Consider the following 14,228-nt stretch of genomic DNA (forward strand, 5'->3'; position numbering starts at 1 on the left):
GATGCTCTCCGCGGCGCCTACACCCGCCTGGCGATCACCGTGGCGAACGCGGCCAGGCCCAGGGTGATGGCCAGGCACAGGATGTAACCGGTATGCGGGGCGCGTTCCACGAACAACGCGAACAGCGCGCCGGATACCGCCAGTGCGGTGGTCACCGACAGCGCTTCGCTCAACTGCAGGGCCGAGGTGTTCGCGCCCTGTTCGTGCGGCGGTGACAACGACAACGTCAGCACCGACAGGCTGGCGTAGATCATGCCCATGCCGAAACCGGTCAGCGTCCAGCCGACCAGGGCGACCGGCAGTGGCACCGCAGTGAACAGCACCGCCAGCGTTGCGGCGATGCCCACGGTCATCAGCGGCGTGCCAACGCGCAGCAGTTGCTGCCGCGACCAGCCGCGCTGCTGGTGACCCTGCAGCCACGAGCCGGTGAACCAGCCCAGTGCGCCCAGGCTCAGCACGGCACCGGCCCAGCTGGGCGACAGCCCGCGCTCGCGCTGCAGCAGCAGGGGCAGGTAGGCCTCGCAGGCGAAGAATGCAGCAGCGGCCACACCGCGCAACGCGATCACGCTGGGCAGGCCGCGGCGCAGGCGCAGGGTGCCGGCGGGCAACAGGCGATGTACGCAGAACAACAGCGCCAGCATTGCCACGCCGATGCACACCAGCGCCGGCACGCCCTGTTGCTGCCCACCCAGATACAGCAGCAGGGCAGCCAGGGACGCGCCGGTGGCCCAGCGCACGATGCTGCCGCGGCCATCATCGGCAATATCGGTCGCTGGCGCCTGCATGCGCGCCAGCGCCGGTCGCAGCAGCAGGCCGGCCGGTATCGCCAGCAGCGGCACCGCCAGGAACACCCAGCGCCAGCCCAGGTGCTGCACGATCACCCCGCTCAATGCCGGGCCGATCATCGAGGGCACCACCCAACCGGCAGAGAACGCGGCGAATACCTTCGGCCGCAGATGCTCGGGATAGGTGCGGCCGACCATCACATACAGCGAGACCGAGATGGCACCGGCGCCGAGGCCCTGCAGCAGACGGCCGGCCACCAGCATGCCCATGCGCATCGCGAAGCCAGCCAGCAGCAGGCCCAGCACGAAGCATGCCAGGCCCCACCACAGCGGCCGTGCCGGCCCGTGGCGGTCGGCCCAGCGGCCGGCCAGGGTCATGCCGATCACGCTGGTGGCCAAGGTGCCACCGAAGGCAAGTGCATACAGGCGCAGGCCGTCCAGGGCCTCGGCCACGGTCGGCATCGCGGCGGCCACTGCGAGCGCCTCGAAGGCATGCAGGGAGACCAGGGCGACCATGCCCACGGTGGTGGCGCGGTAGCGCGCGGACAGGATGGAGGCGTCGACCGGATCGGCCGTGGCAGCGGGGGAGGGCATCGGGTTCCTGCGGGTGGCGGACGGGCCGCGCTTGTCATCTGGCGGCGATGGTAGCAGCATGCCACCTCAACCAAAGTTGAGGTCAATCGATGCTGGCACAGGACATGAGCGTCGGCGATGTCGCCCGCCGCAGTGGCGTAGCGGTTTCTGCGCTGCATTTCTACGAGCGCAAGGGGTTGATCAGCAGCCTGCGCACGTCGGGCAACCAGCGCCGCTACGCCCGCGATGTGCTGCGGCGGCTGGCGGTGATCCGCGTGGCGCAACGCGTGGGCATGCCGCTGGAGGCGGTGGCGCGTGCGTTCGAGAGCCTGCCGCAGGGGCGGGCGCCGACCAAGGCCGACTGGGCCAAGCTGTCGGCACGCTGGCAGGTGGAGCTCGAAGAACGCATCCACATGCTGCAGTTGCTGCGCGACGAGCTGACCGGTTGCATCGGCTGCGGCTGCCTGTCACTGAAGCGTTGCCGCCTGGCCAACCCGGATGACGTGCTCGGCGAGCGCGGCGACGGCCCGATGCGCTGGGGCTGACCGTGCTGGTGGGTGCCGCCCCTGGTCGGCACGCTCGTTACCAGACGGTGATCGTTTCGCCGCTCTGGATGCCTTCCACCGCGCGCTGGAAGGCCAGCGCCGCGCGCTGTGCGGTTACTGCTTCAAAGCCGGGGAAGTACGGAGCGTAGGCCTCCATCGATTCCACCAGCACGTTCGGGCTGACCACGTTGATGCGCAGCCCGCGCGGCAGCAGTTCCAGCGCCGCCGCGCGCACGAAACCTTCCAGTGCATGGTTGACGGCGGTGGCGTTGGCACCATCGCGGATCGGCTGCGCGCTGACGATGCCACTGGTCAGGGTGATCGAACCGCCAGCATTGAGGTGGTGCTGCGCGGCCAGTGCAAGGCGCACCTGACCGAGCAGTTTGTCCTGCAGGCCGATGTTGAACTGTTCGGGTGTCATCTGCTGCAGGGGGCCGAAATGCAGTTTGCCGGTGGTGGAAATCACTGCATCGACCGGGCCGGTCTGTGCGAACAGCTCGCGCACGCTGGCGTCGTCGGTGAGGTCCACGCGCAGGCTGCCGCTGCGGCGACCGGCAGCGAGGATGTCGTGCTGCTGGCCCAGGTGGCGGGCAACGGCCTGGCCGAGGGTGCCGCTGGCACCGACGAGAAGAATCTTCATGACAGCTCCTTGCGAGAGGGAATGGACGCAGTCTGCGCCGTCATTGGGCAGTTTGGTAAGGGGCGTATGATTCGCATATTCCTAACCATGGGTTTGCAATGGATACCTTGCGCTGCATGCAGGCCTTCGTCGCCGTAGCCGAACACGGCAGTTTTTCCGCCGCCGCCAGCCAGCTGCATGTCTCGGGGGTGATGGTCGGCAAGTACATCCAGCAGCTGGAAACGCACCTGGGCACCGCGCTGCTGCAGCGGAACACCCGGCGCCAACGCCTGACCGAGGCCGGCAACGCCTATCTGGCCGGGTGCCGGCAGGTGCTGGAACAGGTTCAGCAGGCCGAGGCGGACGTGGCCGGGCTGCAGGTGCAGCCACGCGGACTGTTGCGGGTCAGTGCGCCGACCACCTGGGGCAGCTGTGTACTCGCACCGCTGCTGGCCGAGCTGCTGCGGGCACAGCCGCTGCTGAACCTCGAACTGGACCTGAGCAATCGCCGCATCGATCTGATCGAGGATGGCTTCGATGCAGCGATCCGCGTCGGTCCGCTGCCGTCGCAGGAACTGGTGGCGCGGCCGCTGCCGCCGTATGCGATGAGCCTGTGCGCGTCACCGTCGTACCTGCGCCGCCGCGGCACGCCGCGCACGCCGGCCGATCTTGAAGGACATGATTGCCTGAGCCACCTGGCCTGGCGCGGTGGCCACGGTTGGCAGTTGGCCAACGGCGAACAGGTGGACTGGGAAGCGCGGCTGACCAGCAATGACGGTTACGCGCTGCGCGAAGCAGCCGTGGCGGGTGCGGGCCTGGTGCTGCAGCCGACCGCGCTGCTTGCCGGTGAAATCGCGGCAGGACGATTGAAGCCACTATTGCGCGACCATCTGCCCGAGCCACGGCCGATGCACCTGATCTATCTGCCCGATCGTCGCCCTCGACCGCGGCTGCAGTGTTTCGTCGATTTCGTCATGGCCACATTGGGGCAATGAGCATCCACGCATGGCGTGGATCTACTGAAGAGCACCATGCATTCCAGCGGCGACAGGTGTCAGTAGATCCACGCCATGCGTGGATGGCGGTGGGTGCCGACCGTTGGTCGGCACACCTGTTTCAATCATTGGCCGCTGACAATTCCTGCCCGCGCACCTGCGCCGCACGCAGTGCCTTTTCCACCAGCGCTTCAAACCCGCCTGCCTGGAAGCTCTCGATCGCCGCCTGCGTGGTGCCATTGGGCGAGGTCACCCGGCGACGCAGTTCGGCCGGGCTTTCACCGGCTTCGTCCAGCATGCGCGAGGCGCCCAGCAGCGTCTGCACCACCAGCGTGCGCGCCGCCTCTGCAGGCAGGCCCTGTGCGATCCCCGCCGCTTCCATCGCTTCGGCCAGCAGGAACACATAGGCCGGGCCACTGCCGGATACGGCGGTGACCGAATCCATCTGCGCTTCGTCGTCGATCCACACCGTGCGTCCCGCGCTGGCCAGAACCCGTTCGGCCTGCGCATGCTGCTGCGCATCCACCGCCGGCGTTGCATACAGACCGGTAACCCCGGCACCGAGCAGCGCCGGGGTATTGGGCATCGCGCGCACCACCGGCAGCGCGCCACCCAACCAGCGCTGCAGCTGCGCGCTGGTGATGCCGGCGGCGATCGAGATCACCAAGGGCTTGCTCGCCTGCGCCAGCACCTGCAGTGACTGGCAGACATCGCGCAGCACCTGCGGCTTCACCGCCAGCAGCCACGTGTCGCCGTGTGCCGCCGCGTCGGCCGCGTTGTCATGGGTCTGCACGCCGAAATCGGCAGCGAGTGCTTCCCGCAGTCCGGCCACCGGTTCGGCCACGTGGATGTGCGTGGCCGGCACGCCCTGCCGGATCAGGCCGGCGATCAGGCTGCGGGCCATGTTGCCGCCGCCGATGAAGGTGATGGAATCAGCTGCCATGGGAATCTCCTTGGAATCAGGCCGGGCGCGGACGCGCGCCGAACAGGGCGGTGCCGATGCGCACCAGGGTGGCACCTTCGGCAATGGCGTCAGCGTAGTCGCTGCTCATGCCCATCGACAGGGTGTCCACCTGCGGATGACGGGCCGCTAGCGCCTCGAAAAGTGTGCGCATGCGCACGAACGCATCGCGTCGGCGCTCGGCTTCGGGCCACGGCGCAGGAATCGCCATCAGGCCGCGCAACCGCAGCTTCGGTTCGGCGGCGATGGCTGCGGCCAGTGCCTCCACGTCCTCCGGCACGCAGCCGTGCTTGCTCGATTCGTCATCGATGTTGACCTGGATGAGCACGTTCAGCGGGCCACGTTCAGCGGGTCGGTAGCGGGCCAGGGCGGTGACCAGCTTGGGCCGGTCCACGCTCTGCACCCAGTCGAAGTGCGTGGCCACCGGCTCGGCCTTGTTCGACTGCAGGTGGCCGATCAGATGCCATTCCAGGCCCAACTGCTGCAGTTCCTGCATCTTGGCCAGCGCCTCCTGCACGTAGTTCTCGCCGAAGGCGGTCTGGCCCTGCGCGGCAAGGGCGGCGACGGCCTCGGCCGGCTGGGTCTTGGACACCGCCAGCAGGCGCGGCGGTGGCCGCCCGGCGGCATCGGCGGCGTTGTGCAGGTTGCTCAGGATCTGGGGCAGGGGAGTGGCCACGTAACGCGTTCCGTTCAATCAGGAGGCTATACTGCCGCCCGGGGAAAGATCCTTCCAGTCGAAGCCGTTATTGGGGAGTAGCCGCTCATGGATATCGCCGAGCTGTTGGCGTTTTCCGTAAAGAACAAAGCGTCCGACCTGCATCTGTCCGCAGGCCTGCCGCCGATGATCCGCGTGGACGGCGACGTTCGCCGGATCAACATTCCAGCCCTGGACCACAAGCAGGTCCACGCGCTGGTGTACGACATCATGTCCGACAAGCAGCGCCGCGATTACGAGGAATTCCTCGAAGTCGACTTCTCCTTCGAGATCCCGTCGCTGGCGCGCTTCCGTGTCAATGCGTTCAACCAGAACCGTGGCGCCGGTGCGGTGTTCCGTACCATTCCGTCCGAAGTGCTGACCCTGGAAGACCTGGCCTGCCCGCCGCTGTTCCGCGAGGTGATCCAGCAGCCGCAGGGCCTGATCCTGGTGACCGGCCCGACCGGTTCGGGCAAGTCGACCACGCTGGCGGCGATGATCGACTACATCAACAAGAACGAATACGGCCACATCCTCACTGTCGAGGATCCGATCGAATTCGTGCACACCTCGCAGAAGTGCCTGATCAACCAGCGCGAAGTGCATCGCGATACGCACGGCTTCAACGAGGCGCTGCGTTCGGCGCTGCGTGAGGACCCGGACATCATCCTGGTCGGCGAACTGCGTGACCTGGAAACCATCCGCCTGGCGCTCACCGCCGCGGAAACCGGCCATCTGGTGTTCGGCACCCTGCACACCAGTTCGGCGGCCAAGACCATCGACCGCATCATCGACGTGTTCCCGGCTGGCGAAAAGCCGATGGTGCGCTCGATGCTGTCCGAATCGCTGCGCGCGGTCATTTCGCAGGCGCTGCTGAAGAAGGTCGGTGGCGGTCGTACCGCCGCGTGGGAAATCATGGTCGGCACTCCGGCCATCCGCAACCTGATCCGCGAAGACAAGGTGGCGCAGATGTACTCGGCCATCCAGACCGGTCAGCAGTACGGCATGATGACCCTGGACCAGCACCTGCAGGACCTGGTCAAGCGCAGCCTGATCACCCGCAACCAGGCCCGCGAATACGCCAAGGACAAGCGTCTGTTCGAGTAAGGCGAGGCAATGGCGGGGCAGGGCGCAGCACTGCGCCATCGGCCCCGCGCTGTTTCCTCCACCGACCGATTCCTGGTACATGCCCCATTGGGAGCCCGCCGTGAACACCACCGCGACCACCATCGATTTCACCTCGTTCCTCAAGCTGATGGCGCACCAGCGCGCCTCGGACCTGTTCATCACCGCTGGCATGCCGCCGGCGATCAAGGTCAACGGCAAGATCTCGCCGATCACCCAGACTCCGCTGACCCCGCAGCAGAGCCGCGACCTGGTGCTGAACGTGATGACGCCGGCGCAGCGCGAGGAATTCGAAAAGACCCACGAATGCAACTTCGCCATCGGCCTGTCCGGTGTCGGCCGCTTCCGTGTGAGCTGCTTCTACCAGCGCAACCAGGTCGGCATGGTGCTGCGTCGCATCGAGACGCGCATCCCGACCGTGGAAGAGCTGAGCCTGCCGCCGATCATCAAGACGCTGGCGATGACCAAGCGCGGCATCATCCTGTTCGTCGGCGCTACCGGTACCGGTAAATCCACGTCGCTGGCCGCGATGATCGGCTACCGCAACCAGAATTCGACCGGGCACATCATCACCATCGAAGACCCGATCGAATTCGTGCACAAGCACGAGGGCTGCATCATCACCCAGCGCGAAGTCGGCATCGATACCGACAGCTGGGAAGCCGCGCTGAAGAACACCCTGCGCCAGGCCCCGGACGTGATCATGATCGGCGAGGTGCGTACCCGCGAGGGCATGGACCACGCCATCGCCTTCGCCGAAACCGGCCACCTGGTGCTGTGCACGCTGCACGCCAACAACGCCAACCAGGCGATGGACCGCATCGTCAACTTCTTCCCGGAAGATCGCCGCAACCAGCTGCTGATGGATCTGTCGCTGAACCTCAAGGGCGTGGTCGCGCAGCAGTTGATTCCGTCGCCGGATGGCCGCTCGCGCAAGGTCGCGATGGAGATACTGCTGGGCACGCCGCTGGTGCAGGATTACATCCGCGACGGCGAGATCCACAAGTTGAAGGAGCTGATGAAGGATTCGGTCCAGCTCGGCATGAAGACCTTCGACCAGAGCCTGTTCGAGCTGTACCAGGCCGGTGAGATCAGCTACGAGGACGCACTGCGCTACGCCGATTCGCAGAACGAAGTGCGCCTGCGCATCAAGCTCAGCCAGGGCGGCGATGCCCGTACCCTGTCGCAGGGGCTGGATGGGGTGGAGATTTCAGAGGTCCGGTGAGGGGCCGCTGCCGCTGGTTGACTCTCGTAAATGGGGTGCATATGGATATGCCGCTTGCTCGCAATGTTGTCCTCATCGATTACGAGAATGTGCAGCCTCCGTCTCTCAGGGAGTTGGTTGCCCCTGGTTTCACCGTGCTGATTTTTGTTGGCGCATCGCAGTCGCGGATCAGCATGGATGTCGCCGAGGCAGTCCAGGCATTGGGCAGCAACGGCCGCTATGTGCGTTGCAATGGGAGCGGCTCCAACGCGCTGGATTTCCATATAGCCTTCTACATTGGCGAAATGGCGGCAGCCGATCCCAGCGCCTTCTTCCAGATCGTTTCGAGGGACACCGGCTTCGATCCGCTGGTTGCGCACCTGCAATCGCGTCATCTCAACGTCTTGCGGTGCGCTTCCGTGGCCGATCTGCCGATGCTCCGTGGCACGCAGCGGGCTCCGGCCAAGGTTCCGGCGCCGATCGTATCGAAGCCCAAGCCGCCAGCCCTGGGCGTCGATGCGCGTCTGCGGCGCGTACATGCGGTGTTGGTGAAGCAGGGCAAGGCGCGGCCGGCTTCAATGAAGTCGCTCACCTGTGCGATCCACAGCCTGTTTCAGAAAGCACTGCCGGCAAAGGATGTCACTGCGCTCATTCAGCAACTCCAGCAGAAGAAATGGATCACGCTGGAGGGCACCAAAGTGCGTTATCAGCTGCCGTCCAAGGTGGCGTAGGTACCTCGACCAGCGGATGCCGGATTGTGTGTGGCACGACGGCATTCATGAAATCCAGTCATGACCGACTGTCATCCAGGTCGTTCAATCCGCCGGTCCTGCAGGCGTATCGTCATCGCTCCCCTACTGGAGCACGACGATGCAGACACGTGAACTCGGCCGCAGCGGCCTGAAAGTCTCCGCCCTGGGCCTGGGCTGCATGGGCCTGAGCCACGGCTACGGTCCCGCCGTCGAGCAGAGCCAAGGCATCGCTCTGCTGCATGCGGCGGTCGAACGCGGCGTGACCTTCTTCGACACTGCCGAAGTCTATGGGCCGTATACCAACGAAGATCTGCTCGGCAAAGCGCTGGCACCGCACCGCGACAAGCTGGTGATCGCCACCAAGTTCGGCTTCAAGGACGCACAGGTCGACACCGGCCTGGACAGTCGCCCGGAGAACATCCGCGCGGTGGCCGAAGCCAGCCTCAAGCGTCTGCGCACGGACCATATCGACCTGTTCTACCAGCACCGCGTTGATCCGAACGTGCCGATCGAGGACGTCGCCGGTACCGTGCGTGACCTGATCGCCGAGGGCAAAGTGCGCCACTTCGGCTTGTCCGAAGCCAGTGCGGCCACGGTGCGTCGCGCCCATGCCGTGCAACCGGTGGCTGCAGTGCAGAGCGAGTACTCGCTGTGGTGGCGTGAGCCGGAACGCGAACTGCTGCCGGCGCTGCAGGAACTGGGCATCGGCTTCGTCCCGTTCAGTCCGCTGGGGCGCGGCTTCCTGACCGGCGCGATCAACGCCGACACCACCTTCGCCGACAACGATTTCCGCAATACCGTGCCACGTTTCGAAGTGGAAGCGCGTCGGGCCAATCAAGCACTGGTTGACCGCATCACCACGATCGCGGCGGCGCGGGGTGCCACCCCGGCACAGGTCGCGCTGGCCTGGCTGCTGGCGCAGGCGCCGTGGATCGTGCCGATTCCGGGTACGACCAAGGTCCATCGCCTGGAAGAGAACCTGGCCGCCGCCGACCTGCAGTTGTCGCCGGCCGAGCTGGAGCGTATCGCGCAGACGCTGCAGGAGATCGCCATCGTCGGCGAGCGCTACAACGCGCAGCGTGCGGCACAGGCCAAGGGCTGATCGCAGTGGGTGCGTTCTGCGGTGGGTGCGGACTCTCGGCCTGTGGTGGGTGCGGACCGTTGGTCCGCACTCCTCAATCCATCATCGGCCCGCGCAGCGCATCAAGCACGGTGCGCATCGCCACGGTGACATGCCGGCGCGACGGGTAGTACGCGTAATAGCCGTCGAAGTGCGGGCACCAGTCATCCAGTGTGGATTGCAGGCGGCCCTCCTGCAGGGCCGCCTGCACCTGGTCCTCGGGCAGCCAGGCCAGGCCACTGCCAGCCAGCGCTGCCGCCCGCGTCATGCCCATGGTGTTGAAGGTCCACTGACCAGAGACGCGGATGCTCAGCTCGTTGCCGTCCTGGCCGAAATCCCACGGCATCAGGCCGCCATGGGTGGGCAGGCGCAGGGTGATGCAGTTGTGCCCGGCCAGATCGTGCGGGTGCACCGGCGCCACGTGCTGGCGGAAGTACGACGGCGCGCCCACCACGCGCATGCGCAGCGGCGGGCTGATCGGCAGCGCCACCATGTCGCGTGCCAGGCGCTCACCGAGACGGATGCCGATGTCATAGCGCTCGGCGACGATGTCGGCCAGGCCGTAATCGGTGGTCAGCTCGACCTTCAGGTCCGGGTACTGCTGCAGCAGCGGCGCCAGCCTTGGCCAGGCCAGGTATTCGGCGGCGTGGCCGGTGGCATTGATGCGGATGGTACCTGCGGGTCGCTCGCGATATTCGGCCAGTGCGGCCAGTTCGTCTTCGATCTCGGCCAGGCGCGGGGCCAGGGTCTCCAGCAGACGGGCACCGGCCTCGGTGGTGGCGACGCTGCGGGTGGTGCGGGTCAGCAGGCGCACGCCCAGCCGTTCTTCCAGCCCACGCATGGCATGGCTGAGGGCGGACTGGGACACGCCCAGCTGGGCGGCGGCCTTGGTGAAGCTGCCTTCGCGGGCGACGTGGACGAAGGCTTGCAGGTCGTTGAGGTTTTCACGCGGCATGAGGGGGATGATACGGCCGGGCTGCGCCCGGCGCCCGCCGTCGACAGGTTCCCGAGGCAGTTGGTAGGTGTCGACCTTGGTCGACACGTAGATCCACGCCATGCGTGGATAGGTGCCGGGTTGTGCCGGTGCTGGTTTGTAAATCCGCCATGTCGATTTGTGGTTCCGTGGTTCGTCGAATGGGTACTTTCCAAACAACAGGGAGCAGCACATGAGCACCGACAGCAAACCCAAGGGCCCGGCGTCCTACTTTCCGTCCATCGAGAAGACCTACGGGCAGCCGGTGACGCATTGGCTGGGGCTGCTGGCCAAACGGCCGGGGCTGAAGCACATGGAGCTGGTCAGCTTCCTGAAATCCGAGCATGGGCTGGGCCATGGCCACGCAAATGCCCTGGTCGCCCACCACCTGGCCACCCAGCGCTGAGACAACCGCTCCACCGAGCGCAGCGACGCGCTTCTGCTCTTCTTTTCTCATTACGTGGCTGGACGCGCACGGAAATTGTCCAAGGCCGGGCGGGTGGGCTGTGCAGGGGCGTGAGCCGCATGGATGCGGCGACCGAGCTTACATGGACGTACTTGCAGCGCCCCCTGCACAGCCCACCCGCCCGGCCCACTGCCAGATTTGGAGGCAGTATGCCGCCCAGCCACGAGGGGCTGCGTCGTTCGCCGGAACTCCCAACTGAACGATTTCATCTGCAACTGTCATGCAGATCGTGTCTAATACCGCTCCCCACCCGTAGTGCCCCCACCTGTATGTCCCTCCAATCCCATGGCCCGGCGCCGTGCGACGACGCTGACGGCCACCTGGTCACCGCTGGTCCGCTGACCCCGCCGCCGGATGTTGCCGGCACCCCCGCCGACGAGAAGGCACTGCGCCACTCGGTCGCCGAGGACGTGCAGGGCATGGTGCTGGCGATGCTGGTGGCCTCGCTGGGCCTGGCCATCTTCGCCAAGGGCGGGCTGATGATCGGCGGCATGGCCGGCATGGCCTTCCTGCTGCACTACGCCATGGGCTGGAACTTCGGCTTGGTGTTCGTGCTGGTCAACCTGCCGTTCTACTGGGTGGCCGTGCGCCGCATGGGCTGGGAATTCACCCTGAAGACGTTCGCGGCGGTCACCGCCTGCGGCCTGCTGACCGACATCCTGCCGCGCTGGGCCGACTTCTCGCATATCGCGCCGTTGTACTCGGCGCTGGTCGGTGGCGCGCTGTCCGGCCTGGGCATCCTGTTCTTCATCCGCCATCGCGCCAGCCTCGGCGGCATCGGTATCCTCGCGGTCTACCTGCAGCGCACCCGCGGCTGGAGTGCCGGCAAGGTGCAGATGTCCTTCGATGCATGCCTGATGGTGGCTGCATTCTTCGTGCTGTCGCCGTCGAAGGTGATGTACTCGGCCATCGGTGCGGTGGTGCTCAGCCTGGTGCTGATGTTCAACCACCGCCCGGGCCGTTACATGGGCGTCTGACGGCTCAAGGGTAATGCCGGCCAGTCGCCGGCATTAGCGGGGCGATGACTGCACCCACGGTGGCGCCAGCTTCAGCAGCGTGGCGTGCACCGGGCAGTCCTCGGCATGTGCGCCCGGCAGGTAGCCCAGGCTCATCAGGAACTCGCCGGTGATCTCGCCGCCGGTGAAGCGGAACGTTTTCTTGAACAGCTTCACCCAGTCGGCCTTGCTGCGCGGGTGGTGCGCGTCCAGCCACGCGGCGAAGCTGCCGTGGCTCTGGCGCAGCTGCTGGATCACCTGCGCGTTGTGGATCGCCGCCAGCACCTTCAAGCGGTTGCGGATGATGCCAGGGTCCGACAGCAGGCGCTCGATGTCCTGCTCGGCATAGGCGGCGACGCGATCGACGTCGAAGGCGTCATAGGCCGCGCGGAACCCCTCGCGCTTCTTCAGGATGGTTTCCCAGCTCAGGCCAGCCTGGTTGATCTCCAGCAGCAGGCGCTCGAACAGCTCGCGCTCATCGCGCTGCGGGAAACCATATTCGTTGGCGTGGTAGTACTCGTGCACCGGGTGGCCCGGGGCGATGCGGCAGTATCCGCTCATTGCTTTTCCTTCATCCTGCCGAAGTCATGGGAGTGGTGGATGTCAGCCGGTTGGTCGCCCAGCGAAAGATCGGGCCAACGGCTGGGCGCAATGCGTAGCTGGCCGTCGCGAAGCGCCTGGTTCGCCGCCTTGCCATCGTCTTCGCGGAAGTTTACCTCGGCCGCCTCCCGCCACTGGGCGTCCTGCCAGACATGCAGCGCGCACTCCGGCCCCCGGCTGCGGCCCTCCTTGCACAGCAGCACCTCCTGCTGGCCATCGCCATCCAGATCGCGCTGCAGGGCGATGCAGCCGTTGTCTTCCTTCACGCAGTCGCTTGCATCCATATGCTCCAGCACGCTCGTCCACCAGGTGTCCGGCGGCGATGCGCTGCCCTTGGCCAGGGTGATGCGCTGCTTCAGCGTCGGAAGGTCGTAGACACCCGCCTCCACGTAGTCCTCCAGGGTATAGCTGGCACCGCGTTCACCCTTCATCTGCTGGGCGATGATCGCCGTTGCGCGCCGGTCGGCCTGGATGACCGGGTCCTGCTGCAGCGCGCGCAGCGCATCCACGCCGGGGCGCCCGTTGTACTGCCGCAGCTGGCGGCTGTCATTGACCGTCAGTGCGGAGGGATCGGCACGCACACGCTCGGCCAGGCTGCGGGCGGCGATGCGTGCTGGATCCAGCAGCGGCGTATTACCCAGCACGGCCAAGGCCAGCACGGCCCAGCACATCACCCGGTTCACCGGTTCGATGCCCTGCAGCCAGCGCTCGCTCCGGCGCACCGCCGCCAGCGCATAGCCTGCGGCGTAACCGGCGGTGAGCACGCCAACACCCACGCCCCAGAAGCGCTCGATGGTCCAGCCATACTGGCCGATGCGCAGCGCCAGCGAGTACAGCGCCACGCCTGTGTACACCGGCAGCACCAGCAGACTGGCCTCGACCACCCGGCGCAGCATCGTCGGGTAGGGGCGCTCGATGCCGCTGCGCTGATAGACCGCGTTGACCATGCATACCAGCAGCACTGCCAGAGTCAGCAGCTCCTGCGCCTGCGAGCGATAGCCACCTGGCGAGGCCAGGCCTGTCAGCGGCAGTGAAATCACGAACAGCACCGCAATGAACGAAAGCAGCGGCAGCAGCCCGCGGCAAAGTGCGAACAAGACCTGGCGGATGATCTGGATGGCGCGATGCTGGGTACGGCCGATCAGCACGCCGAACCCGGCCAGGGTACCGGTCGCCAGGGCGACGAATGCGCGCTCCCTGAACAGATGATGGAAGAAGTCCACTTTCACGACCGAGAACAGCGCCGCCCACAGCCACAACAGCATCCAGGCCAGGCCGGTGAACACCGCCGCGACCAGCAGGATCAGACCGTTCTGCCACGCCCGCTCGAACAGCGCCGGGTAGTCCGCGCGCCAATGCCCGTGCTGCAGACGGAACTGCCACCATGGCAACAGCACGAAGGTGGCGATGGCCAGGCTGATCGACAGCGGATCGCGCAGGGACGCAACCCAGATGTTTTCGACGCCGGCAAGATTCCAGCCAACCCATGCGGCCAGCGCGATCACCAGCAGCGAGGCCAGCAGGGCGTGCAGCCACAGGCGCCGGTCACGCAGGTGGCCCAGGGTCAGGGCGATGGCCGAAGGCACCGTCAGTACCCAGGCATTCCAGCTGTAACGGCAGGCCAGATCGTGGAAGGGCCAGTGTGGCGCCAGTTCCTGTGCGGCGTACAAGGCCAGACCCTGCAGCAGCGCGATCAGCACGATCATGCTGCGGGTCGACCAGGGCAGCGGAGCATCCTGTTGCATCGCTCAATCCTCCATGGAATCGCACCATCCTAGCCCATCCCTTCGCGCCCGCATCCGGCCGCAGCGGTTAGAATGA

General features: G+C 66.3%; 15 protein-coding genes. 8 read left to right on the forward strand and 7 right to left on the reverse strand.

Annotated elements, in window-relative coordinates; all coding sequences use genetic code 11:
• Window positions 1–17 precede the first annotated feature (17 nt).
• Window positions 18–1,439 (reverse strand): MFS transporter, encoded by a 1,422-nt coding sequence (locus tag CR919_RS06060; protein WP_099819245.1) that lies wholly within the window; start codon window positions 1,437–1,439, stop codon window positions 18–20.
• A 29-nt stretch (window positions 1,440–1,468) separates the two neighbouring features.
• Here CR919_RS06060 and soxR point away from each other — a divergent pair, with 29 nt between their 5' ends.
• Window positions 1,469–1,903: a redox-sensitive transcriptional activator SoxR gene (gene soxR, locus CR919_RS06065; protein ID WP_032951587.1), complete on the forward strand. Its 435-nt coding sequence runs from the start codon at window positions 1,469–1,471 to the stop codon at window positions 1,901–1,903.
• A gap of 37 nt (window positions 1,904–1,940) precedes the next feature.
• Here the strand turns inward: soxR and CR919_RS06070 are convergent, their stop codons facing one another.
• Window positions 1,941–2,543 (reverse strand): short chain dehydrogenase, encoded by a 603-nt coding sequence (locus tag CR919_RS06070; protein WP_099819246.1) that lies wholly within the window; start codon window positions 2,541–2,543, stop codon window positions 1,941–1,943.
• A gap of 98 nt (window positions 2,544–2,641) precedes the next feature.
• Between CR919_RS06070 and CR919_RS06075 the strand changes: the two genes are divergently transcribed.
• On the forward strand, window positions 2,642–3,517 hold the full coding sequence (locus CR919_RS06075; RefSeq protein WP_099819247.1) for a LysR family transcriptional regulator: 876 nt from the start codon (window positions 2,642–2,644) through the stop codon (window positions 3,515–3,517).
• A 121-nt stretch (window positions 3,518–3,638) separates the two neighbouring features.
• Here CR919_RS06075 and proC read toward each other — a convergent pair whose 3' ends face one another.
• Window positions 3,639–4,460, reverse strand: a complete 822-nt coding sequence (proC, locus tag CR919_RS06080) for a pyrroline-5-carboxylate reductase (RefSeq protein ID WP_099819248.1) — start codon at window positions 4,458–4,460, stop codon at window positions 3,639–3,641.
• Window positions 4,461–4,476: 16 nt separating this feature from the next.
• Window positions 4,477–5,154 (reverse strand): YggS family pyridoxal phosphate-dependent enzyme, encoded by a 678-nt coding sequence (locus tag CR919_RS06085; RefSeq protein ID WP_099819389.1) that lies wholly within the window; start codon window positions 5,152–5,154, stop codon window positions 4,477–4,479.
• 87 nt (window positions 5,155–5,241) lie between these two features.
• On the opposite strand from CR919_RS06085, the gene CR919_RS06090 reads away from it, so the two are divergent.
• The 4 genes from CR919_RS06090 (at window position 5,242) to CR919_RS06105 (ending at window position 9,355) form a co-directional block, all read left to right on the forward strand.
• Window positions 5,242–6,279: a type IV pilus twitching motility protein PilT gene (locus CR919_RS06090; RefSeq protein ID WP_004147099.1), complete on the forward strand. Its 1,038-nt coding sequence runs from the start codon at window positions 5,242–5,244 to the stop codon at window positions 6,277–6,279.
• 79 nt (window positions 6,280–6,358) lie between these two features.
• Window positions 6,359–7,522 (forward strand): PilT/PilU family type 4a pilus ATPase, encoded by a 1,164-nt coding sequence (locus tag CR919_RS06095; RefSeq protein WP_099819249.1) that lies wholly within the window; start codon window positions 6,359–6,361, stop codon window positions 7,520–7,522.
• Window positions 7,523–7,563: 41 nt separating this feature from the next.
• Entirely contained in the window at window positions 7,564–8,232 is a 669-nt protein-coding gene (locus CR919_RS06100; protein ID WP_133119592.1) for a PIN domain-containing protein, read from the forward strand.
• Between the two features lie 139 nt (window positions 8,233–8,371).
• On the forward strand, window positions 8,372–9,355 hold the full coding sequence (locus CR919_RS06105; RefSeq protein ID WP_099819251.1) for an aldo/keto reductase: 984 nt from the start codon (window positions 8,372–8,374) through the stop codon (window positions 9,353–9,355).
• Window positions 9,356–9,428: 73 nt separating this feature from the next.
• Here the strand turns inward: CR919_RS06105 and CR919_RS06110 are convergent, their stop codons facing one another.
• Complete coding sequence (locus CR919_RS06110) at window positions 9,429–10,328, reverse strand: LysR family transcriptional regulator (RefSeq protein ID WP_089239281.1); 900 nt, start codon at window positions 10,326–10,328, stop codon at window positions 9,429–9,431.
• A 211-nt stretch (window positions 10,329–10,539) separates the two neighbouring features.
• Between CR919_RS06110 and CR919_RS06115 the strand changes: the two genes are divergently transcribed.
• On the forward strand, window positions 10,540–10,752 hold the full coding sequence (locus CR919_RS06115) for a DUF4287 domain-containing protein (protein ID WP_025874036.1): 213 nt from the start codon (window positions 10,540–10,542) through the stop codon (window positions 10,750–10,752).
• A gap of 329 nt (window positions 10,753–11,081) precedes the next feature.
• Window positions 11,082–11,789 carry a YitT family protein gene (locus CR919_RS06120; protein ID WP_099819252.1) on the forward strand — a complete coding sequence of 236 codons (708 nt, stop codon included), beginning with the start codon at window positions 11,082–11,084 and terminating at the stop codon, window positions 11,787–11,789.
• A 33-nt stretch (window positions 11,790–11,822) separates the two neighbouring features.
• Here the strand turns inward: CR919_RS06120 and CR919_RS06125 are convergent, their stop codons facing one another.
• Window positions 11,823–12,368, reverse strand: a complete 546-nt coding sequence (locus CR919_RS06125) for a DNA-3-methyladenine glycosylase I (RefSeq protein WP_099819253.1) — start codon at window positions 12,366–12,368, stop codon at window positions 11,823–11,825.
• Window positions 12,365–14,152, reverse strand: a complete 1,788-nt coding sequence (locus CR919_RS06130) for a DUF4153 domain-containing protein (protein WP_099819254.1) — start codon at window positions 14,150–14,152, stop codon at window positions 12,365–12,367. The genes CR919_RS06125 and CR919_RS06130 overlap by 4 nt, the downstream gene beginning before the upstream one ends.
• Window positions 14,153–14,228: the final 76 nt, after the last annotated feature.

It is taken from the genome of Stenotrophomonas sp. LMG 10879 (assembly GCF_002750935.1).
Lineage (GTDB): Bacteria > Pseudomonadota > Gammaproteobacteria > Xanthomonadales > Xanthomonadaceae > Stenotrophomonas > Stenotrophomonas lactitubi_B.

Coding starts and splice junctions, on each gene's coding strand:
- CR919_RS06060 (WP_099819245.1), bottom strand. CDS start 1,439: ATGCTGCTACCATCGCCGCCAGATGACAAGCGCGGCCCGTCCGCCACC.
- CR919_RS06075 (WP_099819247.1), top strand. CDS start 2,642: ATGGATACCTTGCGCTGCATGCAGGCCTTCGTCGCCGTAGCCGAACAC.
- CR919_RS06095 (WP_099819249.1), top strand. CDS start 6,359: ATGCCCCATTGGGAGCCCGCCGTGAACACCACCGCGACCACCATCGAT.
- CR919_RS06115 (WP_025874036.1), top strand. CDS start 10,540: ATGAGCACCGACAGCAAACCCAAGGGCCCGGCGTCCTACTTTCCGTCC.
- CR919_RS06090 (WP_004147099.1), top strand. CDS start 5,242: ATGGATATCGCCGAGCTGTTGGCGTTTTCCGTAAAGAACAAAGCGTCC.
- proC (WP_099819248.1), bottom strand. CDS start 4,460: ATGGCAGCTGATTCCATCACCTTCATCGGCGGCGGCAACATGGCCCGC.
- CR919_RS06130 (WP_099819254.1), bottom strand. CDS start 14,152: ATGCAACAGGATGCTCCGCTGCCCTGGTCGACCCGCAGCATGATCGTG.
- CR919_RS06125 (WP_099819253.1), bottom strand. CDS start 12,368: ATGAGCGGATACTGCCGCATCGCCCCGGGCCACCCGGTGCACGAGTAC.
- CR919_RS06100 (WP_133119592.1), top strand. CDS start 7,564: ATGGATATGCCGCTTGCTCGCAATGTTGTCCTCATCGATTACGAGAAT.
- CR919_RS06070 (WP_099819246.1), bottom strand. CDS start 2,543: ATGAAGATTCTTCTCGTCGGTGCCAGCGGCACCCTCGGCCAGGCCGTT.
- CR919_RS06105 (WP_099819251.1), top strand. CDS start 8,372: ATGCAGACACGTGAACTCGGCCGCAGCGGCCTGAAAGTCTCCGCCCTG.
- CR919_RS06120 (WP_099819252.1), top strand. CDS start 11,082: ATGTCCCTCCAATCCCATGGCCCGGCGCCGTGCGACGACGCTGACGGC.
- CR919_RS06110 (WP_089239281.1), bottom strand. CDS start 10,328: ATGCCGCGTGAAAACCTCAACGACCTGCAAGCCTTCGTCCACGTCGCC.
- soxR (WP_032951587.1), top strand. CDS start 1,469: ATGCTGGCACAGGACATGAGCGTCGGCGATGTCGCCCGCCGCAGTGGC.